The following is a 26,818-nucleotide window of genomic DNA, read 5'->3' as shown; positions in this document are numbered from 1 at the left end:
GTAAGCGACGATCGGCAGGCGGTACCCTCGTCACGATGTTGGAGACCACGACCCGCCGGCTGACCGGCTGGGCCCGCACTGCGCCGACCGTGGCCCGGGTGTTGTCGACGCCCGACCCCGAGGTGATCGTCAAGGCCGTCACCGAGGCCGACGGCCGCGGCGTGATCGCGCGCGGGCTCGGCCGCTCCTACGGCGACAACGCGCAGAACGGCGGCGGGGTGGTCGTCGACATGACCGCGCTGCACCAGATCCACTCGATGAACCGCGACAGCCACCTGGTCGACGTCGACGCCGGCGTCAACCTCGATCAGCTGATGCGCGCCGCCCTGCCGCTGGGTCTGTGGGTGCCCGTCCTTCCCGGCACCCGCCAGGTCACCGTCGGCGGTGCCATCGCGTGCGACATCCACGGCAAGAACCACCACAGCTCCGGCAGCTTCGGCAACCACGTCCGCGCCATGGACCTGCTCACCGCCGACGGCAACGTGCACCACCTCACACCGGACGGCGACGAGGCGCAGCTGTTCTGGGCGACCGTCGGCGGCAATGGCCTGACCGGCATCATCCTGCGCGCCACGATCGCGATGACGCCGACCGAGACGGCCTACTTCATCGCCGACGGCGACGTCACGTCCGGCCTCGACGAGACCATCGCGTTCCACAGTGACGGCACCGAGTCGAACTACACCTACTCGAGTGCCTGGTTCGACGCGATGAGCGCGCCGCCGAAGCTGGGCCGCGCGGTCATCTCCCGCGGCTCGCTGGCCACCCTCGACCAGCTCCCGCCGAAGCTCCGGAAGGATCCGCTGAGATTCGATGCGCCGCAGTTCTTCACCGCGCCCGACGTGTTCCCGAACGGCTTGGCCAGCAAGCTGACGTTCGGCCCCATGACCGAAGTCTGGTACCGCCTGGGCAAGACCTACCGCGGCAAGACGCAGAATCTGACGCAGTTCTACCACCCGCTCGACATGGTCGGGGAATGGAACCGCGCCTACGGTTCCGACGGTTTCACCCAGTACCAGTTCGTGGTCCCCGTCGAGGCGGTCGACGAGTTCAAGCGGCTGCTGGTCGACATCCAGCGCTCCGGACACGTCTCGTTCCTCAACGTGTTCAAGCTCTTCGGGCCCGGTAACCAAGCGCCGCTGAGCTTCCCCATCCCCGGATGGAACGTCTGCGTCGACTTCCCGATCCGGCCGGGACTCAACGAACTGCTCAACGGCCTGGATCGCCGGGTGCTCGAGTTCGGCGGAAGGCTTTACACCGCCAAGGACGCGCGCACCACGGCCGACATGTTCCACGCCATGTACCCACGCATCGACGAGTGGATCGCCGTGCGCCGCAAGGTCGATCCGGACGGCGTCTTCGCCTCCGACATGGCCCGACGTCTGGAGCTTCTGTAAATGGTCTTCGATGCCACGGGCAACCCCCAAACCATCCTGCTGCTGGGCGGCACCTCCGAGATCGGTCTCGCGATCTGCGAGCGCTACCTGCGTGACGCGTCGGCACGGGTCATCCTGGCCGACCTGCCGGGCCACCCGCGCAAGGACGCCGCCATCGCCGCGATGACCGCGGCGGGGGCGAAGTCCGTCGAGTGGGTCGACTTCGACGCCGTCGACACCGACGCGCACCCCGCGGTGATGGACGCCGCGTGGGGCGAAGGTGCCGCCAAGCGGGACGTCGACGTCGCCATCGTCGCGTTCGGACTGCTCGGCGACGCCGAGGAACTGTGGCAGAACCAGCGCAAGGCCGTGCAGATCGCCGAGATCAACTACACGGCAGCGATTTCCGTCGGCGTACTGCTCGGCGAGCGGATGCGTGCTCAGGGGTCGGGCCGGATCATCGCGATGAGTTCGGCCGCCGGTGAGCGCGTGCGGCGGTCCAACTTCGTCTACGGCTCCACCAAGGCCGGTCTCGACGGCTTCTATCTCGGGCTCGGAGAAGCATTGCGCGAGTTCGGCGTTCGGGTGCTCGTCATCAGGCCCGGTCAGGTGCGGACGTCGACGACGATCGCGCACTGGGAGGCGACCGGCGCCAAGGAGGCACCGTTCACCGTCGACAAGGAGTACGTCGCCGAACTCGCCGTGAGCGCCTCGGCCAAGGGCAAGGAGTTGGTGTGGGCACCCGGCGCCTTCCGCTACGTGATGATGGTGCTCCGCCACGTGCCACGGCCGATCTTCCGGAAGCTGCCGATCTGACGTCACGGCGGGCAGGAGCGCAGCGACCCGGGGAGTTGAAATGCTAGTCGTAGCCGGCCGGGCGGCGGCCGCGATGGTCGGTGCCGCAGCCGTCGCGGTGGTCGTCGCCGTCGTCGCGTTGGCGGCGATCGCCAGGGTGGAATGGCCCGCGTTCAACTCCAGCAACCAGCTGCACGCACTGACCACCGTCGGCCAGTTCGGCGCCTTGGCAGGCATCTTCGCCGCGGGCTGGCTGTGGCGCCGGGGCAGGCAGTGGCTGGCCCGCGCCGCCGGCGTGACGTTCCTGGCCGCGTTCGCCGTCGTCACCCTCGCCATGCCGCTCGGAGCCACCAAGCTGTACCTGTTCGGCGTCTCGGTGGATCAGCAGTTCCGCACCGAGTACCTCACGCGGCTCACCGATTCCGCCGTTCCGCACGACATGACCTACATCGGCCTGCCGCCCTACTACCCGCCCGGCTGGTTCTGGCTGGGCGGGCGCATGGCCGCGCTGACGGGCATGCCCGGCTGGGAGGCGTTCAAGCCCTGGGCCATCATCTCGATCACCGCCGCAGTCGCCGTCGCACTGGCGCTGTGGGCGTTCATGATTCGCTTCGAGTACGCACTCGCCGTGGCGACCGCCACCACCGCGACCACGCTGGCCTACTCGTCGACCGAGCCCTACGCCGCCATCATCTCCGTGCTGCTGCCACCGGTGTTCGTGCTGGCGTGGTCGGGATTGCGGGGGCGGGCCAGGACCGGGCCCGGGTCGCGGGGGTGGGCGGCCGTGATCGGGGTCGGGCTGTTCCTGGGCTTCGCCGCACTCTTCTACACCCTGCTGCTGGGCTACGCGGCGTTCACGATCGTGCTCATGGCGCTGGTCCTCGTCCTGGCCGGCAAGGGTCGCGCACGATGGGACTCGCTGCTGCGGCTGGGCGTCATTGCCGTGATCTCCGGTGCGATCGCCCTGATCGGCTGGGGGCCGTACCTGCTTGCCGCCGCCAGGGGCGCACCCGCCGACCGCGGGACCGCTCAGCACTACCTCCCCGACGACGGTGCGCAGCTGACGTTCCCGATGCTGTCGTTCACGCTGCTCGGCGCGCTCTGCCTCCTGGGAACGCTGTGGCTGGTGGTCTACGCCCGCAGCTCCACCCGCGCGGGTGGCCTGGCGATCGGCGTAATCGCCGTCTACGCGTGGTCGCTGCTGTCGATGCTGACCACGCTCGCGGGCACCACGCTGCTCTCCTTCCGGCTGCAGCCGACGCTGACCGTGCTGCTGACTGCCGCGGGCGTGTTCGGGTTCATCGCGACCGCCCGGATGCTCGCCGCCCGCGTCACGCCGACGACGGGCAGGCGCGTGCTCGCTGGCGCCACCGTGGTCGGCGCCATCGGGGCGATGACGTTCAGCCAGGACATCCCCAACGTGCTGCGCGGCGACATCGCCGTGGCCTACACCGACACCGACGGCTACGGCCAGCGGGCCGACCGGCGCCCGCCCGGCGCCGAGCGCTACTACGCCGACGTCGACGCACGCATCACCGCGGCGACCGGTAGGCCGCGCAACGAGACCGTCGTCATGACCGCGGACTTCGGCTTCCTCGCCTACTACCCCTACTACGGCTTCCAGGGGCTGACGTCGCACTACGCGAACCCGCTCGCCCAGTTCGAGGAGCGGTCGGCCGTCATCGAGGGCTGGGCCACGCTGACCGACGCCGACGACCTAATTGCCTCACTCGACGGGCTGCCGTGGCAGCCACCGACGGTCTTCCTGATGCGGCACGGCGCCAACGACACCTACACGCTGCGGCTGGCCAGTGACGTCTACCCCAATCAGCCGAACGTCCGGCGCTACCAGGTCGCGCTGGACGCCGCGCTGTTCGACGATCCGCGCTGGAACACCGCCGACGTCGGCCCGTTCGTGCTGGCGATCCGCAAGTGAGCGACGAGCGCGAGACGCCTGCGGAATCCAGACCACTAACATCTAGCCCCGTGAGCCGACAGGGTGCCGCGGGGGTGTCGAACCACCGGACCGTGCGACTCATCGCCATCGTCGCCGGCCTCCTCGGCGCGCTGCTCGCCGTGGCCACTCCGCTGCTGCCGGTCGAGCAGACCACCGCAGAACTGAACTGGCCGCAAAACGGCGTCCTGACCAGCGTCGACGCGCCGCTGATCGGCTACGTGCCGACGTCGATGGACGTCAGCATCCCCTGCAGCGCCGCCGCGGGCCTCACGACTGGGCGCAACGTGCTGCTGTCCACGGTGCCCAAGCAGGCGCCGAAGGCCATCGACCGCGGCCTGCTGATCGAGCGCGTCGGCGACGACGTGCTGATGATCGTGCGCAACACCCCGGTCGTCAGCGCGCCGCTGGACGAGGTGCTCAGCCCCGCGTGCGAGCGGCTGACGTTCACCGCGCAGGCCGACGAGGTCACCGGCGAGTTCGTGGGCCTCGAGAAGGGGCCCGAGTCCGACGACCCGGGCGCACCGCTGCGCGGCGAGCGCGGCGGTTACGACTTCCGGCCGCAGATCGTCGGCGTCTTCACCGACCTGTCCGGCCCCGCCCCGCCGGGCCTGACGTTCACCGCCACGATCGACTCCCGCTACAGCACGTCGCCGACCCTGTTCAAGACGCTCGCGATGGTGATCGGCGTCGTGATGACGCTCATCGCGCTCGGCGCCCTGCACCGCCTCGACGTCGCCGACGGCGTCCGGCACCGTCGCTTCCTGCCGCCGCGCTGGTGGTCGCTGACGCCGCTGGACGGACTGGTCACGGCGGTCATGGTGTGGTGGCACATCGTCGGCGCCAACACCGCCGACGACGGCTACATCCTGACCATGGCCCGGCTGTCCGACAACGCCGGCTACATGGCCAACTACTACCGCTGGTTCGGCACACCGGAATCACCGTTCGGCTGGTACTACGACCTACTCGCCCTGTGGGCGCACGTGAGCACCGCGAGCGTCTGGATGCGGCTGCCCACCCTGCTGATGGGGCTGGCCTGCTGGTGGGTGATCAGCCGCGAGGTCATCCCTCGGCTCGGGCACGCCGTCAAGCACTCCCGCGTGGCGGCCTGGACCGCCGCCGGCCTATTCCTCGCGTTCTGGCTGCCGCTCAACAACGGACTGCGCCCCGAGCCGATCATCGCGCTCGGCATCCTGCTCACGTGGTGCTCGGTGGAACGCGGCGTCGCCACCAGCCGCCTGCTCCCGGTGGCGATCGCCGTCATCATCGGAGCGCTGACGCTGTTCTCCGGACCCACCGGCATCGCGGCGATTGGCGCACTGCTGGTGGCCATCGGTCCACTGAAGACCATTGTCGGCCAACACGTCTCGCGGTTCGGCTACCTGGCGCTGCTGGCCCCGGTGCTCGCCGCCTGCACGGTCACCATCATCCTGATCTTCCGCGATCAGACGTTGACGGCGGAACTGCAGGCGAGCGCGTTCAAGTCGGCAGTGGGCCCCAGCCTGAGCTGGTTCGACGAACACATCCGCTACGAACGGCTGTTCACCACCAGCCCCGACGGCTCGGTAGCCCGGCGCTTCGCGGTACTGACCCTGTTGCTCGCCCTCGCGGTGTCGGTGGCGATGTCGTTGCGCAAGGGCCGGATCCCGGGCACCGCACTCGGCCCGAGCCGCCGCATCATCGGCATCACCATCATCTCGTTCCTCGCGATGATGTTCACCCCCACCAAGTGGACGCACCACTTCGGCGTGTTCGCCGGCCTCGCAGGGTCGCTGGGCGCCCTGGCCGCCGTCGCCGTCACCGCCGCCGCCATGAAGTCGCGGCGCAACCGCACGGTGTTCACCGCCATCGTGCTGTTCGTCGCCGCGCTGTCGTTCGCGACCGTCAACGGCTGGTGGTACGTGTCGAACTTTGGCGTGCCGTGGTCGAACTCGTTCCCGGAGTGGCAGTTCGGCTTCACCACGATGCTGCTCGGACTGTCGGTGCTGGCGCTCCTCGTCGCGGCCTGGCTGCACTTCTCCGGTCGATCGGACACCGCACCCAGCAAGCCGCGACGATGGTCGCGGGTCGGGCAGGCGCCGCTCGCGATCGCCGTGTGGCTCGTCGTCATGTTCGAGGTCGTCTCGCTGACGCTGGCGATGATCGACCAGTACCCCGCATGGTCGGTCGGCCGGTCCAACCTCGACGCGCTCACCGGGAAGACCTGCGGACTCGCCAATGACGTCCTCGTCGAACAGGATCCGAACGGCGGTCTGCTCGAGCCGATCGGCGTTCCCGCCGCCGCCGCACTGGGTGCGACGACCACGCAGGGCTTCAGTCCCAACGGAATTCCCACCGACGTGTCGGCCGACCCGGTGATGGAGCCCCAGGGCAGCGACAACTTCGCCGACACCGACGACTCCGCGGCCAGCGGTAGCGAGCCCGGCACCGAGGGCGGCACCACGACCGCCGCGGGCATCAACGGCTCACGCGCCCGGCTGCCCTACGGCCTGAACCCGCGCCTGGTGCCCGTGATGGGCAGCTGGCGGTCGGGCAACCAGCAGCCGTCCCGGCTCCGGTCGGCGTGGTACCGGCTGCCGCCCGCCGACGAGCGCGGACCCCTGCTCGTCGTGGCCGCGGCAGGCCGCTTCGACCCGGGCGAGCTGACGGTCCAGTGGGCCACCGACGAACAGGCAGCCGACGACGAGCCCGGCGGCGGGCTCGGCCTCGCCGACGTGGGCGCGGTGCCCGCATGGCGCAACCTGCGCGCCCCGATGACGGCGATCCCCGACGACGCCACCCAGGTCCGCATCGTCGCCTCCGACGAGGACCTCGCACCCAACCACTGGATGGCGATCACGCCGCCACGCATCCCCGAACTGCGCACGCTGCAGGACGTGGTCGGCTCGACCGACCCCGTGCTCCTCGACTGGCTGGTGGGCCTCGCCTTCCCGTGCCAGCGGCCGTTCGGGCACAACAACGGCGTCACCGAAGTACCAAAGTGGCGCATCCTGCCCGACCGGTTCGGCGCAGAGGCCAACTCCCCGGTGATGGACTACATCGGCGGCGGACCGCTCGGCATCACCGAACTCCTGGTGCGCGCCAACCCCGTGCCGACGTACCTCGAGAACGACTGGTTCCGCGACTGGGGTGCGCTCCAGTCGCTGACGCCCTGGTACCCGAACGCGGAACCGGCGCGCATCGATCTTGGCAACGAGACCCGCAGCGGGCTGTGGAGCCCGGGACCGCTCAGATTGTCGTGACCCCGCCACCCGCATGGCGGCGCGGAGCACACGAGTGCGTCCCTTACCCTTGAGCGTCGTGCCCGCCCGGACCATTCGACTCATCGCGATCATCGCGGGCATCAGCGGGATCCTGCTCTGCGCACTGACCCCGCTGCTCCCCGTTCGCCAGACCACCGCGACCATCCTGTGGCCGCAGGCCCCCGGCGCCGACGGCCTCGTCACCGACGTCACCGCGCCGCTGGTGTCCGGTGCACCCCTGTCGCTCGACGCGTCGATCCCCTGCCGGGCGGTGGCCACGCTCCCCGCGGCGGGCGGCGTCGTCTTCTCCACGATTCCCGCGGGCGGCATCGACGCGGGCCGCAACGGGCTGTTCGTACGGGCCGACGCCGAGTCGGTCATCGTGGCGTTCCGGGACCAGGTGGCCACCGTCGCGCCGCGGCCCGCCGTCGAGAGCGGCGCCTGCAGCACGCTGCACGTCTGGGCCGACCCGGGCGGCGTCGGCGCCGACTTTATCGGCATCCCCGGTGCGACCGGCACCGTCCCGATCGAGAAGAAGCCCCAGGTGGCCGGCGTCTTCACCGACCTCGAGGTGGCCGCGCAGCCCGGGCTGAGCGCGCGCATCGACGTCGACACCCGCTTCATCACCACGCCCACGCCGATGAAGACCGTGCTGATGGTCCTCGGCGTGCTCGCGACCCTGGCGTCGATCGCCGCGCTGGTGCTGCTGGACCGCACCGCGGGCAGGCGCATCCCGCGGGCCGGACGGCGGTTCTGGCGGGCAGGTCTGGCCACCTGGATCGCCGACGTCATCGTGGTCGGCACGCTGCTGCTGTGGCACGTCATCGGCGCGACGTCCTCCGACGACGGCTACAACCTCACCGTCGCGCGGGTCGCCGACGAAGCCGGCTACGCCGCCAACTACTTCCGCTTCTTCGGCACCACGGAGGCGCCGTTCGACTGGTACCAGTCTGTGCTCGCCCACCTCGCCGCCGTCAGCACCGCGGGCGTATGGATGCGGCTGCCCGCCACGCTCGCGGGCCTCGGGACGTGGCTGCTGCTCTCCCGCTGGGTGCTGCCCCGCCTCGGGCGCCGGCTCAACCGCAACCGGGTGGCGGTGTGGACCGCTGGCGCGGTATTCCTCGCGGCGTGGTTGCCGTTCAACAATGGCCTGCGACCGGAACCGCTGATCGCGTTCGGCGTAGTCGCGGTGTGGATGCTGATGGAGACCGCGATCAGCACCCGCCGGCTGTGGCCGGTGGCGCTGGCCGTGGTCATCGTCGTGTTCAGCGTGACGCTCGCACCCCAGGGGCTGGTGGTGCTGGCGCCGCTGCTGGTGGGTTCGCGCGCGGTGTCGCGCATCATCTCCGCCCGTCGCCCCGTGGACGGACTGCTGGCCCAGCTCGTCCCGCTGATCGCCGCCGCCTCCCTGATCTTCGTGGTCGTGTTCCGCGATCAGACGCTGGCGACGGTCGCCGAATCGGTCCGCATCAAGTACGTCATCGGCCCCACCATCCCCTGGTACCAGGAATTCCTGCGCTACTACTTCCTCACGGTCGAGGACAGCGTGGACGGGTCGCTGCCCCGCCGCTTCGCCGTGCTGATCCTGCTGCTGTGCCTGATCGGCCTACTGATGGTGCTGCTGCGGCGCAGGGGCGTACCCGGCACCGTCAACGGACCCGTGTGGCGGCTGGCCGGATCGACCGTCATCGGCCTGTTCGTGCTCGTCCTCACCCCGACGAAGTGGGCAGCGCAGTTCGGCGCCTTCGCAGGCCTGACCGGCGCGCTGGGCGGGGTCACCGCGTTCGCGTTCGCCCGCGTCGGGCTGCACAGCCGACGCAACCTCGCGCTCTACGTCACCGCGCTGCTGTTCGTGCTCGCGTGGTCGACGTCGGCGATCAACGGCTGGTTCTACGTCGGCAACTACGGGGTGCCGTGGTTCGACAAACAACCCGTGATCTTCGGCCAGCCCGTGACGACGCTGTTCCTGGTACTGGCCATCGCCTGCGGCCTGCTCTCGGCCTGGCTGCACTTCCGCATGGACTACGCCGGGCACACCGAGGTCGCCGACACCGGACGCAACCGGGCACTGGCGTCCACCCCACTGCTCGTGGTGGCCATCATCATGGTGCTGCTCGAGGTGGGATCGATGGCCAAGGCAGGCGCCGGCCGCTACCCCGCGTACACCACCGCCAAGGCCAACGCCGACGCGCTCGTCTCGGGACTGTCCCGCGACAGCTGCGCCATGGCCGACGACGTGCTCGTCGAGGCCGACACCAACGCCGGGATGCTGCAACCGGTCCCGGGTCAACGCTTCGGCGAGTACGGACCACTCGGCGGCGAGGACCCCGTCGGATTCACGCCCAACGGCGTGAGCGACACCCTCGAGCCCGCCGAACCCGTGGCAGCCAACCCCGGGCTGGCCAACTCCGACGGACCCGTCGACAAGCCCAACATCGGCATCGGCTACGCGGCAGGCACCGGCGGCGGCTACGGACCCGAGGGCGTCAACGGCTCCCGCGTCTACCTGCCGTTCGGCCTCGACCCCGCCCGGACCCCGGTGATGGGCAGCTTCGACGAGAACACCGTCGCCGCCGAGGCGACCTCGGCGTGGTACCAGCTGCCGCCGCGTACGCCCGACCGGCCGATCGTCACCGTCGCCGCCGCAGGGGCCATCTGGTACTACGAGGAAGACGGCGCGTTCAGCTACGGCCAGTCCCTCAAGTTGCAGTGGGGGGTGCACCGTCCCGACGGCTCGTACCAGGCCTTGAACGAGGTGCAGCCGATCGACATCTTCGAGCAGAAGGCATGGCGCAACCTGAGATTCCCGTTGACCACGGCACCCCCGGAGGCGAACGTGGCACGGATCGTCGCCGACGACCCGAACCTGTCCGAAGACCAGTGGTTCGGCTTCACGCCTCCACGCGTCCCGGTGCTCACCACCGCGCAGGAGTTCCTCGGTACGCAGACCCCGGTCCTGATGGACATCGCCACGGCAGCCAACTTCCCGTGCCAGCGACCGTTCACCGAGCACCTCGGCGTCGCGGAGCTGCCCGAGTACCGCGTGCTGCCGAACTTCAAGCAGATGGTGTCCTCGTCCAACCAGTGGCAGTCGGCCGACGACGGCGGACCGTTCCTGTTCATCCAGGCGCTGCTGCGCACGTCGGCGATCCCGACCTACCTGCGTGACGACTGGTACCGCGACTGGGGATCCATCGAGCGCTACATCCGGGTGGTCCCGCGCGACGACGCGCCGAACGCATCGATCGAGGAAGGCTCCACCCAGGTGTTCGGCTGGAACCGCCGCGGCCCGATCAGGGCGCTGAAGTGACCATGGTGAAGGACGGCGAACGAGCCGCCGAAGTGCACTCGGCGAACGACACGAAGGTGGCCCGATGGGTCGCCGCGATCGCCGGTCTCATCGGCTTCGTGCTGGCCGTCGCGACCCCACTGCTCCCGGTCACCCAGACCACCGCCACCCTGAACTGGCCCCAGCAGGGCCAATTCGAGGACGTGACGGCACCGCTGATCTCGCTCGCCCCGGTCAGCCTCACCGCATCGGTGCCGTGCTCGGTGATCGCGTCGATGCCCCCCGAAGGGGGCCTGGTGTTCGGCACCGCGCCGCCCACCGGCCGCGACGCGGCGCTCAACGCCATGCTCGTCAACGTCACCTCCGGCAGGGGCCAAGGCAGCGGCCCGGCGAGCGGAAACGCCCGCGTCGACGTGATCGTCCGCAACGTCGTGGTCGCCAGCGTGAACCGCGACCGCATGGCCGGCTGCAGTCGCCTCGACATCACGTCGTCGCTGGACGGCACGTTCGCCGACTTCGTCGGCCTGACCCAGCTCACCGGTGATGACAAGGGCAAGCCGCAGCGCACCGGCTTCGCCGACCCGAACCTGCGGCCTGCCATCGTCGGCGTGTTCACCGACCTGACCGGACCCGCGCCGCCCGGCATGCAGTTCTCGGCGACCATCGATACGCGCTTCACCACGCACCCGACCGCGCTGAAGCTGACCGCCATGCTGCTGGCGATGGTCTCGACCGTCATCGCGCTCCTGGCCCTGTGGCGCCTCGACCGCGCCGACGGGCACCGGATGCACCGGCTCATCCCGTCGCGCTGGCGCACCCTGTCCGCGGTGGACGGCGTGGTCGTCGGCGGCTTCGGTCTCTGGTACGTCATCGGCGCCAACTCGTCCGACGACGGCTACATCCTCGGCATGGCCCGCGTCGCCGACCACGCCGGCTACATGTCCAACTACTTCCGCTGGTTCGGCAGCCCCGAGGACCCGTTCGGCTGGTACTACAACGTCCTCGCGCTCATGACGAGGATCAGCGACGCCAGCATCTGGATCCGGCTACCCGACCTCATCTGCGCGCTGGTCTGCTGGCTGCTGCTGTCCCGGGAAGTTGTGCCCCGGCTCGGACCGGCCGTGACGGCGAGCCGCCCTGCGCTGTGGGCGGCGGGACTGGTGCTGCTGGCGGCGTGGATGCCGTTCAACAACGGCCTACGCCCCGAAGGCCAGATCGCCACCGGCGCACTGATCACCTACGTCCTGATCGAGCGGGCCATCACCTCGGGGCGGCTGACCCCGGCCGCGCTCGCGATCATCACTGCGGCGTTCACGCTCGGCATCCAGCCCACCGGTCTCATCGCGGTCGCCGCGCTGGTCGCCGGCGGCCGCCCCATCCTGCGGATCCTCATGCGCAGGCGCCAGCTCTTCGGCACCTGGCCGCTGATCCTGCCGCTGCTGGCCGCAGGCACCGTCGTCCTGACCGTGGTCTTCGCGGATCAGACACTGGCAACGGTGCTGGAGGCCACCAGGATTCGCACCGCCATCGGCCCGAGCCAGGAGTGGTACACCGAGATCCTGCGCTACTACTACCTGATCCTGCCGACCACCGACGCGGCCATCTCGCGTCGCGTCGCGTTCCTGTTCACGGTGCTGTGCCTGTTCCCGTCGCTGTTCCTGATGTTGCGGCGCAAGCGGGTCCCTGGCGTCGCGCGCGGGCCTGCCTGGCGTCTGATGGGCGTCATCTTCGCCACGATCTTCTTCCTGATGTTCACCCCCACCAAGTGGATTCACCACTTCGGGTTGTTCGCCGCCGTGGGCGGTGCGATGGCGGCGCTGGCGACCGTGCTGATGTCGCCGATCGTGCTGCGCTCGGCCCGCAACCGGATGGCGTTCCTCGCCCTGGTCATGTTCGTGCTGGCGATGTGCTTCGCCTCCACCAACGGCTGGTGGTACGTCTCGAACTTCGGTGCGCCGTACAACAACTCCGTACCGCAGCTCGGTGGTATCACCGTCAGCGCGGTGTTCTTCGCACTGTTCGCCGTCGCGGCACTGTGGGCGTTCTGGCTGCACCTGTCGTCGCGGCACTCCTCACCCATCGTCGACGAGCTGACTGCGGCGCCGATCCCGATCGCGGCCGGTCTGATGGTCCTGGTGGGCGTGGCCTCCATGGTGATCGGCGTGGTGCGGCAGTACCCCACGTACTCCAACGGCTGGGCCAACGTCCGGGCCTTCGCAGGCGGCTGCGGGATGGCCGACGACGTACTCGTCGAACCCGACTCCAACGCCGGCTTCCTCAATCCGCTGCCCGGCGAGTTCGGTGATCTCGGACCGCTGGGCGGCACCGGGCCAACCGGCTTCTCCCCCAACGGGGTTCCGGACCGGATCATCGCCGAGGCCATCAGGCTGAACAACCCACAGCCGGGCACCGACGCCGACTGGAACCGGTCGGTGCGGCTGCCCCGGCCGGGTGTCAACGGGTCGAGAGTGCCGCTGCCCTACGGACTCGATCCGCGGCGCGTACCGGTCGCCGGCACGTATTCGACTGGGGCACAGCAGGAGAGCCGGCTCGCCTCCGCTTGGTACGGCCTGCCCGCCGCCGACGACGCACACCCGCTCGTCGTCATCACCGCAGCGGGAACGATCACCGGGCGCAGCGTCGCCGACGGCGTCGACACCGGCCAGAAGGTCGAACTCGAGTACGCGACGGCAGGGCCCGACGGCGCGCCGGTGCCCGCGGGCCGGGTCAGCCCGTACGACGTCGGGCCCACCCCGGCGTGGCGCAACCTGCGCTTCCCGCGCGAGCAGATCCCCGCCGACGCCGTCGCCGTACGGGTCATCGCCGAGGATCTCTCACTGGGACAGGGCGACTGGATCGCCGTCACCCCGCCCCGCGTGCCGGAGGTGCGGTCGGTGCAGGAGTACGTCGGCTCCGAACAACCGGTCCTGATGGACTGGGCGGTCGGGCTCGCGTTCCCATGCCAGCAGCCGATGCTGCACGCCAACGGCGTCACGGACGTGCCCAAGTTCCGCATCTCACCGGACTACTACGCCAAGCTGCAGAGCACCGACACCTGGCAGGACGGCCTCAACGGCGGCCTGCTCGGCATCACCGACCTGCTGCTGCGGGCGTCGGTGATGTCGACCTACCTGTCCAACGACTGGGGTCAGGACTGGGGCTCGCTGCGCCGCTTCGACACCATCGTCGACGCCTCGCCCGCCCAGATCGATCTCGGCAGTGAGACGCACAGCGGGCTCTACAGCCCGGGTCAGATCCGGATCGCACCCTAGAGTCGCCCCATGGTGGATCGGGTGCGGTTCGGCGACGCCACGGTGACGCGCGTGCCCGAGTGGGAGTTCGACGTCGCCACGGCGATGTTCGGCCAGACGCCACCGCAGGCGTGGGACGAGCACGCCGACCTCCTGGTGCCGTCGTTCTACGACCCCGCCGCCGGGCGGTGGCGCGTGGTGATGCAGACCTGGGTGATCGAGGTGGACGGGTTGACGGTGCTCGTCGACACCGGCGTCGGCGACGGGCGCGAGCGGCCCGGCATCCCGGTGCTGAACGATCTGGAGACCGGGTTCCTGGCCGCACTGGCCGACGCGGGATTCCACCCCGACGACGTCGACGTGGTGGTCAACACCCATCTGCACACCGATCACGTCGGGTGGAACACCCGGTCACGCGACGGCCAGTGGGTGCCGACGTTCCCCAACGCGCAGTACGTCATGCCCGAGGCCGACTACCGGTTCTTCGCGCCCGACGGCGACGGCGCCACCGATGCCATGCGAATCGTGTTCTCCGACAGCATCCTTCCCGTCGCCGACCAGACCCGGCTGTGGGCCGACGACATGGAACTCAGCGCGTCACTGCGGCTGCGACCCGCGCCCGGCCACACGCCCGGCTCGTCGGTGCTGTGGCTCGACGCCGGCAGGTCCGCGGTGTTCGTCGGGGACCTGACCCACTGCCCCATCCAGATTCCGCGACCGGCCGATCCGTGCGCGTTCGACGTCGACGCCGCAGCCGCCGCGGTGACGCGCAAGCGGGTGTTCACCGAGGCCGCGCGCGCTCGCGCCGCCGTGATCCCGGCCCACTACCCCGGCCACGGCGGAGTGACCATCGTGGCTCGCGGCGACGGGTTCGCCGTCGACGACTGGCTGGACCTGCCCGCGCGTTAGCGGGGCGGCTCCCCAACCCCTACGCGAGCGTGCGCAAAGTCGTGTTCTGCCTCGGCGTGTCGCCCGCAGACACGCACGCTCGCCGGAAGAGGTGAGGCTTAGATCGGGGTGAGGCCGTGCTTGCGGAGCACCTTGTTGGCCTGCTGCTTGTCGCGCAGCAGACGCAGCGAACTGCGCAGCAGCAGCCGCGTCTCGTGCGGCTCGATGACGCCGTCGATGTAGCCACGCTCGGCGGCGATCCACGGCACGGCGAGGTTGGCGTTGTAGCCCTCGATGAAGTCGGCGCGGATCTTCTGCACCTCGGGCGCATTGGGATCCGGGAAACGCTTGACCAACAGCTGGGCCGCACCCTCGGCGCCGATCACGGCGATGCGCGCGGTCGGCCAGGCGAAGTTGAGGTCCGCGGACAGCTGCTTGGAGCCCATCACCGCATACCCGCCGCCGTAGGCCTTGCGGACGACGATCGTCACCTTCGGCACGTCGGCCTCGACGATGGCGTTGAAGAAGCGACCGCCCCGCTTGATGATGCCGTCCTTCTCCTGCTCGACGCCCGGCATCGCACCGGGGGTGTCCACCACGAACACCAGCGGCAGGTTGAACGAGTCGCAGAACCGGATGAAGCTGGCCGCCTTGTCGGAGGCGTTGGTGTCGACCACGCCGGACAGGTGCATCGGCTGGTTGGCGATCACGCCCACCGGCCGCCCGTCCACCCGAGCGAAAGCCGTGATCATCGCCGGTCCGCGCTGCTCGGCGATCTCGAAGACGTCGCCGTCGTCAAAGATGCGCAGCAGGATCTCGTGCATGTCGTAGGCCTGGTTGTCCGAGTCCGGCACGATCGAGTCCAGCTCGAAGTCGTGTGGCGTGAGTTCGGGCTCGAGTCCTGGATTGACGATCGGGGCGTCGTCGAAGTGGTTCGACGGTAGGAAGCTCAGGTATTCGCGCACGTACTGGTACGCCGCGGCCTCACTCTCCACCACCTGGTGGATGTTGCCGCGCTGCGCCTGCACGTCCGCGCCGCCGAGTTCGTCGAACGTCACGTCCTCGCCGGTGACGTCCTTGATGACGTCGGGTCCGGTGATGAACATGTAGCCCTGGTCGCGGACGGCGACGACGAGGTCGGTCTGGATCGGCGAGTAGACGGCGCCACCGGCGCACTTGCCGAAGATCAGCGAGATCTCCGGGACCAGGCCACGCAGCATCTCGTGCCTGCGCCCGAGTTCGGCGTACCAGGCCAGCGAGGTCACGGCGTCCTGGATCCGCGCGCCTGCGGAGTCGTTGATGCCGATGATCGGGCAGCCGACCATGGCCACCCACTCCATCAGCTTGGCCACCTTGCGGCCGAACATCTCGCCGACCGACCCCTGGAACACGGTCTGGTCGTGACTGAACACGCCGACCGGACGGCCGTCGATCATGCCGTGCCCGGTGACGACGCCATCGCCGAACAGGGCGTTCGGATCACCGGGCGTCTTGGCCAGCGCGCCGATCTCGAAGAACGTGCCCGGATCGAGCAGCGCGTGGATGCGCGCGCGGGCCGACGGAATGCCCTTGCGGTCGCGACGGCTCTTGGCCTTCTCGTCGCCGGGATCCTTGGCCAGTTCCAGCTTTTCGCGCAGTTCGGCGAGTTTCTCCGCCGTCGTGTGCGCCCGGACCGGAGTGGGTGCTGCTGCGTCTGCCGTCACGTCGCTACGACCTCTTCTCGTCCCTGCGTCCCGCCTGAATGCGGTTGAGCGCCTCGCTCATGTGCGCTCCGACCTTCGCAATGTACGGCTCGTCGATCGCCTGGATGTGCTCGCCCCCGATCGGCACGATCTCGAGGTCCGACGCGAACTCGCCCCAGCCGCCATCGGGCTTGCGGGTCGCGTACGCGGGCTCGAACGTGATCGCGTCGTCGTGGTAACGGTCGGCCATGTAGAGCACCACGTGGCCGTCGTACGGCTGGATGTCCACGGTGTCGAGCGCGCGGTTGTCGAGGTACGACGTCCGCTGGTGCTCGATGATGCCGCCCGGGATCTGCACGCCTGCCTGGCTGACGATGTCGAGCACGTACTGCACCTGCTCGCCGTCGTCGAGCTTCTCGAGTTCCTCGTAGGGGATCTCGGGGATCTCCACGTTGAACGTCTTCTCGGCGAAGCGGGCGTAGCGGTCCCAGCGCTTCCGGGTCTCCTCCTTGGTGTGCAGGATCGGCTCACCCGGGCGCACGCAGTCGATGAGGCCGACGAACGGGACGTCGGCACCCGCCTGCTTCAGCCCGATCGCGCAGGCGTACGCCAGCGCACCGCCGAGCGACCAGCCGGCCAGCACGAACGGCTTGCCCGTGCGGCCGTCGGTCCAGCCGTTGATCTCGAGCAGCTTCGGCACGTACACCGCCGCGCGCTCCTCGATCGACCCCTCGACGCGCTCCAGCCCGATCATCGGGGTCGCCCCGGGCAGTCGCTTGAGCAGCGGCTCGTAGACCACCGTCGAGCCGCCCGCGGCGTGGAACACGAACACCGGCACGTCGCGGTCGTCGTCGGCCTTGCGCAGGGACCGCACGAAGCCGTCGAGTTCACCGGCCTCGAGGTACTCGCGCACCGTGGTGGCGAGTTCCTCGATGGTCTGCGCCTTGCGGACGTCGTCGGCGGTGATCGTGCCCTCGGCGCGTTCGGTCAGGCGCTGCGCCATCTTCTCGGCCGCCGCGTCGTCCAGTGCGGGCAGCGAGTTGAAGATGCCGCCCGGAGACTTGCCCGTGACGATGGCCCACGTCGCGAACGCCACCCGCTCGGCCGCATCGCGTGGCGGCACGTCGGAGTTCAGCGCCGCGGCGACGGCCTGCTGGTTCAGCACGCCCGCCGCGGCAGCCGCAGCGGACTGAGCAGGCTTGGCAGGGCCGGACGGGTTGGTCGGGGGTGCAGGCACGGCCGGGCCGGACGGGTTGGTCGGGGGCGGGGGCACTGCTGGGCCGGACGGGGTCGTGGACTTCGGCGGGACCAGCGCGGCGTCGGTCGCGATGGCGTCCGGCGTGATCTCCTGCACGGCCGCGTGCTCGGTGGCGATCGGATGCCCCGCCTCGGCCAGCTTGGCCTCCAGTTCGGCGACCGTGGACGCACCGCCCAGCAGTTCGGACTGCGCTGCGGCGATCTCCTCTGCCGTCTTGCCCTTCTGGTCCTCGGCGATCTGGTCGACCTCGTCGCGGTGCTCGATCGCGTACTGGATCAGCTTCTCCACCGCATACAGGTTGGCGTCGCGCACGGCGGTCAGCTGGATCGGCGGCAGGTCGAAGTCGTACTCGACCCGGTTCTTGATCCGCACCGCCATCAGCGAGTCGAGACCCAGCTCGATCAGCGGTACCTCCCACGGCAGGTCCTCGGGCTCGTAGCCCATGGCGCTGCCGACGATGGTGCCCAGTCGCTCGCCGATGGTCTCACCGGACTCGGGCGACCACTTCTTGAATCCGGCGGCCAGCCCCGCACCCGCGGTGAGGTTGTCCTGCAGGATCGCGGCGTCGTCCTCCTCGGGTTCGGCAGGCGCCTGCGCCACCGCGGAATCCGTTGCGACGGAACCGAGGTCGAGCTTTGCCCCGGCACCGACGGCTGCAGGCAGCGCACTGGCCGCACCGCCGCGGGACACGATGGCGTCGTAGACCAGGGTGAAGGACTCGTCGATGCGGGCGTGCACCTGGATCGTCGCGCCACCGGGATGGCGCGACAGCGTGGTGACCAGCTTCGCACCCTCGGCCGGGACCGCGCGCTGCTCGAACGCCGTCAGCTGCGCGTCCGGAAGCACCTGCGTCGCAGCAGCCTTCACCAGGGCCGCCAGCGCAGCGGCGTCGACCGCGCCGCGCGCCTGGTACTCCCACACGTGCCTGCCGTCGGGGGTCGCGACGTGGTTGCCGGGGATCACCGCGGAGCTGTCGCCGGTGAAGTGGGCGTCGAGCCAGTGCGGCTTGCGCTTGAAGCGGGTCGGCGGGATGTTCGCGAATCCACCCTTGCCGAACAAGGTGCGGAAGTCGAGGTCGTGGCCGTACACGAAGAGGTTGGCCATCGCCGAGGTCATCGAGTCGACCTCGTCCTGCTTGCGGGCCAGCGTGGGGATCAGCTGACCGTCGTGCAGTCCGGCACTGGCCGTCGTGAGACCAACCTGCATGAGCGCCACCGGGTTCGGTGCCAACTCCAGGAACGTCGTGTGCCCGTTGTCGACGGCGTTGCGGATGCCGTGCGTGAAGTACACGCTGTGCCGCAACCCCTTCTTCCAGTACTCGACGTCGTGGATCGGGTCGGCACCGGCGCGAACCAGGCTGCCCTCGTGGACGGTCGAGTAGTACGCGACGTCCAGCGGGCGGGGCTCGATGCCCTGGATCTCGGCCGCCAGCTCCCCGAGCAGGGGATCCATCTGCTGGGTGTGGCTGGCGCCCTTGGTCTGGAACTTGCGGGCGAACTTCCCTTCCGACTCGGCGCGGGCGATGATCGCGTCGACCTGCTCGGGCGGGCCACCGATCACCGTCTGCGTGGGTGCGGCGTAGACGCACACCTCGAGGTCCGGGAAGTCGGAGAACACGGTCTTGATCTCCTCGGCCGAGTACTCGACCAGTGCCATCAGGCGGATGTACTCCCCGAACAGCATCGCCTCGCCCTCACCCATGAGGTGTGCGCGCGAGCAGATGGTCCTGGTGGCGTCCTCGAGCGACAGTCCACCGGAGAAGTAGGCGGCCGCGGCCTCACCTAGCGACTGACCGACCAGCGCACCGGGTTTCGCGCCGTGCGCCTTGAGCGTCTCGCCCAGGGCGACCTGGATCGCGAAGATCACCGTCTGGGTGGTCTCTATGCCGTAGTCCTGCGAGTCGTCGAGGATCAGTTCGACCACCGAGTAGCCGCGCTCGTCCTGGACGTAGGCGTCGACCTTGTTGATCCACTCGGCGAAGATCTCATCGCGCAGGTACAGGCTCTTGCCCATCTTGCGGTGCTGCGCACCGAAACCGGCGAGCACCCACACCGGGCCGTTGGTCACGGGACCGTCGGACGAGATGACCAGGGGGCTCTGCTTGCCCTCGGCGACGGCCCGCAGGCCCTTCACCGCTTCATCCTTGTCGTGTGCCAACACCACCGAGCGCGACCGGCCGTGGTTGCGCCGCGACAGCGAGCGGCCGATGTCCTCCAGCGACGACGCCTGCCCCTCGGGGCTCTCGATCCAGTCGGCCAGTTCGGCGGCCGTCGCACGCTTGCGCGACGTCAGGAATCCCGAAACCGCAAGCGGCACGATGGGAGTGGGCGGGTTCTCGGCCTCGGCGGCCTCGAGTTCCTCGCGGGCGATCTCGAGCAGGCGCAGGGCCTCGTCGGTCAGCCCGGGCAGCTCTGGTTCGACCTCGCCGTTGCTCGCGGTGACGCTGAACTCGTCCTCGCCGGGTTCGTCGTCGTGGATGAACTCGCCGTACTCGTCCATCCGCACCCCGCCGACGTAGACGACGTCGGCTTCGTCGGTAGCCGGCTTGACCACGACGACGTCGGGCTCGGCCTCCGGCTCGACCAGATCGCTGGGTAACACCTCGCGCACCACGAGGTGCGCGTTGGCGCCGCCGAAGCCGAAGCCGGAGACACCTGCCACGGCGTAGCCGCCGTATCGCGGCCAGTCACTGACGGTGTCGACGACCTTGAGGTGCTCGCGGTCGAAGTCGATGTAGGGGTTGGGGCCCGCGTAGTTGATCGACGGCGGCAGCTTGTCGTTCTTGAGCGACAGCGCGACCTTCGCGAGGCTCGCGGCGCCCGCAGCCGACTCCAGGTGACCCACGTTGGACTTCACTGCGCCGAGCAACGCCGGACGGTCGGCCGCGCGGCCACGGCCGATGACGCGGCCGAGGGCGTCGGCCTCGATCGGGTCGCCGAGGATGGTGCCCGTGCCGTGCGCCTCGACGTAGTCGACGGTCTTCGGGTCGATGCCTGCGTCGTGATATGCCTTGCGCAGCACTGCTTCCTGCGCGTCGGGGTTGGGCGCGAGCATGCCGTTGGATCGGCCGTCGTGGTTGACCGCGCCGCCGGCGATGACCGCCAGGATGTCGTCGCCGTCGCGGCGGGCATCCTCGAGCCGCTTGAGCACGACCATGCCGCCGCCCTCGGAGCGCGCGTATCCGTCCGCGTCGGAGGAGAAGGACTTGATCCGGCCGTCGGGCGCCAGCACGCCGCCGACCTCGTCGAAGCCCAGCGTCACCAGCGGAGTGATCAGCGCGTTGACGCCACCTGCCACCACGACGTCGGCGTCGCCTGCGCGCAGGGCCTTGATGCCCTCCTGTACGGCGACGAGCGACGACGAGCATGCGGTGTCGATGGCCATCGAGGGCCCGCGGAAGTCGTAGAAGTACGACACCCGGTTGGCGATGACGGCGCTCGAGTTACCGGTGATGGCGTACGGATGCGCGACCGCGGGATCGGCGACCGACATGAACATGTAGTCGTTGACCGAGCTGCCGACGAACACGCCGACGTTGGCGCCGCGCAGGCTGGACGCGGGAATCCTGGCGTGCTCCAACGCCTCCCAGGTCAGCTCGAGCGCCATCCGCTGCTGCGGGTCGATGTTGTCGGCTTCCATCTTCGACAGGGCGAAGAACTCGGCGTCGAAACCCTTGATGTCCGACAGGTAGCCGCCCCGGGTGCGGGCCTTGGCCACGCGCTCGGCGATCCGCGGTTCGGACGTGAACTCCGACCAGCGTCCCTCCGGCAGATCGGTGATCGCGTCGCGGCCCTCGAGCAGCGCCTCCCACATCTCGTCCGGGGTGTTCATGTCGCCCGGGAACCGCGTGCCGACGCCGACGATCGCGATGTTCGTCCGGCCCTCGTCGACCTGACGGGACCAGTCCTCGTCGCTGGCCTCCTCCATCTCGGGTTCGCCCTCGACGATCAACGTGGCGAGGGCCTCGATCGTGGGATGCCGGAAGGCCATCGTGGCCGTCAGCGTCACCCCGCAGTAGTCCTCGATGTCGCTGGCCATCGCCACCGCATCGCGCGAGGCCAGGCCCAGCTCGATGAGCGGCGCGTTCTCGTTGATGCTGTCGGGCGACTGACCCGTCGCGTTGGCCACCCAGTTGCGCAGCCACTCACGCATCTCGGGCACCGAGACGTCGACGCGGTTCGGCTGGTCCTTGTCGGCCGCGACGGCCTCGGAGAGGACCGGCGAGGGTTCGACTACCGCGTCCGGCGACGTCGGTTCGACTGCCGCCTCCGGCGAAGGAACGGAGGCGTCCTGGGATTCAGACATGTGCACTGTTCACTTTCGCCGTCGGGCGGCCGAGGAGGCCGCCGGTGTTCGCGTTACTCGGTCGCGTCCGGGAAGTCGTTGGCGACCTTCCCGGCGCGCAGGCTGCCGTCGAGGTAGGCAGCCCGGCAGGCGCGCCTGCCGATCTTGCCGCTGGAGGTCCGGGGGATGGCCCCGGCCGGGGTGAGGAGCACGTCGCGGACCGTCACGCCGTGCCGCACGGCGATCGCCGCGCGGATGTCGTCGATGACGGGTCCGGGATCGAGCTTGTGGGCACCCGGTGCCCGCTCCCCCACGATCACCAACTGCTCGCTGGAGTCGTCCGGGTCGCGCTTGAGACCCGCGTGCGCGTTGTCGAAGACGTGGTCGGGCAGTTGGTTGGCTGGCACCGAGAACGCCGCGACGTAGCCGGTACGCAGCGCCTTCGTGGCTTCCTGCGCCGAGTACTCGAGGTCCTGCGGGTAGTGGTTGCGGCCGTCGATGATCACCAGGTCCTTGACGCGGCCGGTGATGAACAGCTCGCCGTCGTGGAAGGCGCCGTAGTCACCGGTGCGCACCCACGTCGCGTCGTCCGCCGCACCTTGGGCGTGCGAGGGGGTGGTGCGCGACTTGAGGATGTTGTGGAACGTCTCGACCGTCTCCTGGGGCTTGCCCCAGTAGCCCTGACCCATGTTCTGTCCGCTGATCCAGACCTCGCCGATCTGCCCGTCGGGCAGCTCGGTTGCGGTCTCGGCGTCGACGATGACGGCCCATTCGGCGATGCCGACCTTGCCTGCACCCGCCTGCGCGACGGCGGTGGGCGAGTCGTCCGGCACCTCGACGAACGTGCCCGTGTTCAGCGCCTCGCGGTCCACCGACACGATCTTCGGGTGGTCGCCCATCGGCGTCGTCGACACGAACAGCGTCGCCTCGGCCAGGCCGTAGGACGGCTTGATGGCCTGGGGCTTGAAGCCGTACGGGGCGAACGCCTCGTTGAACCTGCGCACGGTGGCGGCCGAGATCGGCTCGCTGCCGTTGAGGACCGCCTTGACCTTGGACAGGTCCAGCGGCGGCTCGTCGTCCTTGGGCAGGCCGCGCGCGGCAGCGTGATCGAAGGCGAAGTTGGGCGCCACCGAGATGACACCGCCGGTGTCGTCGGGGCGGGCCGACATCTCGCGCAGCCACCGGCTGGGCCTGCGGACGAACGCGGCCGGGGTCATGAACGTGAAGTAGTGCCCGATCATCGGTGCCAGCAGCGTGGTGATCAGACCCATGTCGTGGAAGAACGGCAGCCAGCAGCAACCGCGGTCGCCCTCTTCACCGTCGAGTGCCTCGATGATCTGCACCACGTTGGTGGCCAGGTTGATGTGGGTGATCTGCACGCCGGTCGGGACGCGCGTCGAACCGGAGGTGTACTGCAGGTAGGCGACCGTGTCGAAGTCGACGTCGGTCTGCACCCAGGTGGCGCCGACCTCGTCCGGGATGGCGTCGACGGCGATGACGCGGGGACGCTCCTTGGCGGGGCGGCTACGGAAGAACTTGCGGACGCCCTCGGCGGCCTCGGTCGTCGTGAGGATCGCCGACGGCTGGCAGTCGTCGAGCACGGCGTGCAGACGGCCGACGTGGCCGGGTTCGGACGGGTCGAACAGCGGCACTGCGATGCGGCCCGAGTACAGCGCGCCGAAGAACGCGACGATGTAGTTCAGGTTCTGCGGGCACAGGATCGCGACCCGGTCACCGGGCTCGGTCACCTGCTGCAGGCGCGCACCCACGGCACGATTGCGCGTGCCGAAGTCGGCCCAGTTGAGTTCGCGGGCGATGCCGTCACGCTCGGTCGAGAAGTCCAGGAAGCGGTAGGCGAGCTTGTCGCCACGCACCTTCGCCCACTTCTCGACGTGCTTGACCAAGCTGCCGTTGTCCGGGAACTTGATCAGCCCGTCCTTGAGGAACGGATTGTGGAATCCCATCAAACTCTCCTGTCAGACCGCATGGTCGCGAAGTGCCGTGTCTCGCAGCGGCTCGTCCGCGGGCGGCCATCGACCGATCGTCGAAACACAGCCAGGCCCCGCAGATGCCAAACCTTGGAAATCCTACCGGGCTTTACCGGTCGGTTCCCCGATCGACGGATCGACACGGGCGCAGTTCGGCGAACCGCTTGTTTCTTACGTTTCTCTTAATGTTAGGTGACCTGCGGGACGCTGGCCAAATCCCCCGACCGATGGTGCCCGATCGTGACTCAACCGTGCTTGGGCCGCGGAGCGTTCTCGATGAGATTCCGAGCCCAGTTCTGCGTCCATTGGGTGGACGTCTGGCCGTCGAGCTGCCAGAAGTCCGGGGTGTTGTAGAGCGCGTGGACCGGGCGGCCTGCGGCGCCGATCAGCGTCTCGAGCGTCTTGGGCAGGTTGAAGACCGAGAACGCCTCGGAGGGCGCGGCGCAGATCAGGTCACCCTTGGCGCAGATCTCGTTCGTGCGGTCGTTGAGCGCACCGAAGCCACCCGGCCGCGGCCCGGTCATCTCCAGCCCGAGGCCGTCCAGGATCGGCACCTCGTGCAGCGTGATCTCCGCTCCGTGCCCCGGCGGGTTCGGACCGATCTCCTTGCCGACCCCCTCCTGGCGCCTGCCGTCGGCGATCAGCGTCACGCCGAGCACCAAGTCCTGGTCGATGGGTCCGCGGCCGTTACCGATGTCACTGGCGATGTCACCGGCGATGATCGCGCCCTGGGAGAACCCGACCAGCACGAAGCTGGTCAGCGGGCAGGCCTCGTTGACCCGCTTGATCTCGTCGACGGTGACCCGCATGCCCTCGGCACGGCTGTCGTCGTAGCTCATCTGTCCGTCGCGGGAGAACGGGTTGTGGAACTGCGCGGTGTACGGCGTGGTCCACACCGAAAGCCTGCCGTCGTCGAACGCACCCCGGACTGGGTTGCTCACGTTGAGCAGCAGCGCGATCGGGAACTGCACCGGGTTCAGCGGATCCATCTGCGGTGACGACTCCCACGTCCCTGGCACCGAGATCATCTGCACGTCGGGGCAGCTGGCGTCCTGGAACTCCGGCCGCGGCTTGGACGGGTTGGACGGCGCGCCGGTGGGCGGGACCCCCGTGGGCGGAACCGCGGTGGGTGGGGTGTCGGGCGCGCGTAGCCACACGACGACGGCGGCGATGACGACTGCGACGAGCACGGCGACGGCGCCTGCTGCCGCCAGGGCGAGGATGCGGTGGCGGTTACGACGGGGGGCGGCCATGAGGTGGTGGATTCTCCTGCTAGCAGAGGCGTTCGGTGGCGATGCGAATGTAGTCGGCGGTCACGGTGTCGACTTGGCCGGCGGGTGGCGCCTCGTCACCCGGCAGCGAATCGTGCACGTCGTCGCGCACCATCGGCAGGACGAAGTCCCACACCGCCTGATCGCTTTGCTCGGCCGCATGGGCCTGACAGACGTAGGAACCGATGCTCAGCGCCACCAGCTCGTTGGAGGTGTGCACGCCTGCGTCGTCGAGCGCGTCCAGATACCCGCGCTGCTCCGGGGTGACGTGCATCGCCGTCGCGGAACCATCGGCGCGTGGCAGCCGGGGTGGGAGCCCCTGCACCTCCGCGTCCGGGCCGGCAGTCTCCGTGGACGGCAGCCCGATGGTCGCGATCACGTCGTCGCTGGTCATCCCACACGCACCCGTCGAGACGGCAGCGAAGGCGACCATCAGCGACATCGGGAGCGCAGCACGCGACCGCGGATGACGCCGAGAACGGCATCGTCGCTTAGCCGGACCCGTGATCGGGCCTACCGAGGGAGGCACGGATTCCAAGGTACCGGCTACCCGACCGGCCCCCACCGAACCGTTTGCCGGCGCCGGTCCTACCGGATGGTGGCGACCAGCTCGCCCGACATCGCGGCGAGCTGCGGCGCCCAGGTGCCCCAGTCGTGCTGACCGTCGGGCGGGAAGTCGAAGTGGGCGTTGTGCCCACCGTTGGAGCGGTAGCTCTGGTAGAAGAACCGGTTGCTGCCCTGGGCCAGGCTGCAGTGGCCGATCATCGCGGCGGGGTCACTGCATTCCTGCGTCGCCGGGCTGAAGATCCACAGCCGAGTGTTGTTGTTGGCCAACAGTTGTGAGTGCACGTTCGGCGAGTGCCACTTCCACCGGCCGAGCTGCGGCAGTCCCCACATGTTGCGGATGTCGACGCCGCCGAAGCGGGCCAGCCCGTCGGTGATCGCGCCGTCGTAGCCGGTGCGCTCCGGGGAGAGGAAGCCCGACAGGGAACCCGCGTAGCGGTACCGGTCGGGGTGGAACGTCGCCAGCGCCACCGCGCCGTAGCCGCCCTGGGCGGCACCGACCACACCGTGACCGCTGGGCGCCAGACCCTTGTTGGCGGCCAGCCAGTTCGGCAGCTCGTCGGCCAGGAAGGTCTCCCACTGCCTGCTGCCGTCCTGCTCCCAGTTGGTGTACATGCTCCAGGCGCCGCCCGCGGGCGCGACCACGGAGATGCCCTTGCCCGCGAGGGTGTTCATCGCGTTGCCCGCGGTGACCCAGTTGCTCACGTCGGGTGCGGCGTTGAACGCGTCCAGCAGCACCACCGCGTGCGGGCCGCCACCCTGGAACGCCACGGGGATGTCACGGCCCATCGCGCCCGAGGGCACCATCAGCATCTCGACGCCCTCGGCCCTGGCGACCTGCGGGCCCGCCATCCAGAGGCCCGCCGTCAGCGTCACGGCGCACATCGCGCGGAACAGGACAGAAAGGACCCTCATGCCAACCTCGTCTTCGTTCGTCTGCTGTGCTTTGCCACACCCCGCTGACCCGGGTTGT

General features: G+C 69.4%; 13 protein-coding genes. 7 read left to right on the top strand and 6 right to left on the bottom strand.

The window, feature by feature from the left end; all coding sequences use genetic code 11:
- Positions 1–35: 35 nt before the first annotated feature.
- The 7 genes from G6N61_RS21630 to G6N61_RS21600 are packed head-to-tail and all read left to right on the top strand — an operon-like array spanning position 36 to position 14,819.
- The gene (locus tag G6N61_RS21630) at positions 36–1,397 is read left to right on the top strand and encodes a decaprenylphosphoryl-beta-D-ribose oxidase (RefSeq protein ID WP_163920856.1); all 1,362 of its coding nucleotides are present in this window, start codon (positions 36–38) and stop codon (positions 1,395–1,397) included.
- On the top strand, positions 1,398–2,192 hold the full coding sequence (locus G6N61_RS21625; protein WP_163920853.1) for a decaprenylphospho-beta-D-erythro-pentofuranosid-2-ulose 2-reductase: 795 nt from the start codon (positions 1,398–1,400) through the stop codon (positions 2,190–2,192).
- Between the two features lie 40 nt (positions 2,193–2,232).
- The gene (locus G6N61_RS21620) at positions 2,233–4,107 is read left to right on the top strand and encodes a galactan 5-O-arabinofuranosyltransferase (protein ID WP_198339311.1); all 1,875 of its coding nucleotides are present in this window, start codon (positions 2,233–2,235) and stop codon (positions 4,105–4,107) included.
- Positions 4,104–7,370 (top strand): arabinosyltransferase domain-containing protein, encoded by a 3,267-nt coding sequence (locus G6N61_RS21615; protein WP_407666283.1) that lies wholly within the window; start codon positions 4,104–4,106, stop codon positions 7,368–7,370. The genes G6N61_RS21620 and G6N61_RS21615 overlap by 4 nt, the downstream gene beginning before the upstream one ends.
- Positions 7,371–7,428: 58 nt before the next feature.
- The gene (locus tag G6N61_RS21610; protein WP_235887241.1) at positions 7,429–10,680 is read left to right on the top strand and encodes an arabinosyltransferase domain-containing protein; all 3,252 of its coding nucleotides are present in this window, start codon (positions 7,429–7,431) and stop codon (positions 10,678–10,680) included.
- A gap of 2 nt (positions 10,681–10,682) precedes the next feature.
- Positions 10,683–13,931, top strand: coding sequence for an arabinosyltransferase domain-containing protein (locus G6N61_RS21605; protein WP_163925002.1), 3,249 nt, complete (start codon positions 10,683–10,685; stop codon positions 13,929–13,931).
- Between the two features lie 9 nt (positions 13,932–13,940).
- A complete protein-coding gene (locus G6N61_RS21600; protein WP_163920844.1) occupies positions 13,941–14,819 on the top strand; it encodes an MBL fold metallo-hydrolase in 879 nt (292 codons plus the stop codon).
- A gap of 98 nt (positions 14,820–14,917) precedes the next feature.
- Here the strand turns inward: G6N61_RS21600 and G6N61_RS21595 are convergent, their stop codons facing one another.
- From G6N61_RS21595 to G6N61_RS21570, 6 genes are all read right to left on the bottom strand, one after another.
- Positions 14,918–16,501, bottom strand: coding sequence for an acyl-CoA carboxylase subunit beta (locus G6N61_RS21595; RefSeq protein ID WP_163920841.1), 1,584 nt, complete (start codon positions 16,499–16,501; stop codon positions 14,918–14,920).
- Between the two features lie 4 nt (positions 16,502–16,505).
- Positions 16,506–22,043: a polyketide synthase Pks13 gene (gene pks13, locus G6N61_RS21590; protein WP_163920838.1), complete on the bottom strand. Its 5,538-nt coding sequence runs from the start codon at positions 22,041–22,043 to the stop codon at positions 16,506–16,508.
- A gap of 53 nt (positions 22,044–22,096) precedes the next feature.
- Complete coding sequence (fadD32, locus tag G6N61_RS21585) at positions 22,097–23,986, bottom strand: long-chain-fatty-acid--AMP ligase FadD32 (RefSeq protein ID WP_163920835.1); 1,890 nt, start codon at positions 23,984–23,986, stop codon at positions 22,097–22,099.
- A 269-nt stretch (positions 23,987–24,255) separates the two neighbouring features.
- Positions 24,256–25,263 carry a carboxylesterase Culp6 gene (culp6, locus tag G6N61_RS21580; RefSeq protein WP_163920832.1) on the bottom strand — a complete coding sequence of 336 codons (1,008 nt, stop codon included), beginning with the start codon at positions 25,261–25,263 and terminating at the stop codon, positions 24,256–24,258.
- Between the two features lie 19 nt (positions 25,264–25,282).
- Complete coding sequence (locus G6N61_RS21575) at positions 25,283–25,675, bottom strand: DUF732 domain-containing protein (protein ID WP_235887240.1); 393 nt, start codon at positions 25,673–25,675, stop codon at positions 25,283–25,285.
- Positions 25,676–25,869: 194 nt separating this feature from the next.
- The gene (locus G6N61_RS21570) at positions 25,870–26,760 is read right to left on the bottom strand and encodes an alpha/beta hydrolase-fold protein (RefSeq protein ID WP_163920825.1); all 891 of its coding nucleotides are present in this window, start codon (positions 26,758–26,760) and stop codon (positions 25,870–25,872) included.
- Positions 26,761–26,818: the final 58 nt, after the last annotated feature.

The sequence above is a fragment of the Mycolicibacterium arabiense genome, from assembly GCF_010731815.2.
Lineage (GTDB): Bacteria > Actinomycetota > Actinomycetes > Mycobacteriales > Mycobacteriaceae > Mycobacterium > Mycobacterium arabiense.
This window is presented reverse-complemented; position numbering and strand designations above follow the sequence as displayed.

Coding starts and splice junctions, on each gene's coding strand:
- culp6 (WP_163920832.1), bottom strand. CDS start 25,263: ATGGCCGCCCCCCGTCGTAACCGCCACCGCATCCTCGCCCTGGCGGCA.
- pks13 (WP_163920838.1), bottom strand. CDS start 22,043: ATGTCTGAATCCCAGGACGCCTCCGTTCCTTCGCCGGAGGCGGCAGTC.
- G6N61_RS21625 (WP_163920853.1), top strand. CDS start 1,398: ATGGTCTTCGATGCCACGGGCAACCCCCAAACCATCCTGCTGCTGGGC.
- G6N61_RS21620 (WP_198339311.1), top strand. CDS start 2,233: ATGCTAGTCGTAGCCGGCCGGGCGGCGGCCGCGATGGTCGGTGCCGCA.
- G6N61_RS21630 (WP_163920856.1), top strand. CDS start 36: ATGTTGGAGACCACGACCCGCCGGCTGACCGGCTGGGCCCGCACTGCG.
- G6N61_RS21605 (WP_163925002.1), top strand. CDS start 10,683: ATGGTGAAGGACGGCGAACGAGCCGCCGAAGTGCACTCGGCGAACGAC.
- G6N61_RS21600 (WP_163920844.1), top strand. CDS start 13,941: ATGGTGGATCGGGTGCGGTTCGGCGACGCCACGGTGACGCGCGTGCCC.
- fadD32 (WP_163920835.1), bottom strand. CDS start 23,986: ATGGGATTCCACAATCCGTTCCTCAAGGACGGGCTGATCAAGTTCCCG.
- G6N61_RS21570 (WP_163920825.1), bottom strand. CDS start 26,760: ATGAGGGTCCTTTCTGTCCTGTTCCGCGCGATGTGCGCCGTGACGCTG.
- G6N61_RS21575 (WP_235887240.1), bottom strand. CDS start 25,675: ATGACCAGCGACGACGTGATCGCGACCATCGGGCTGCCGTCCACGGAG.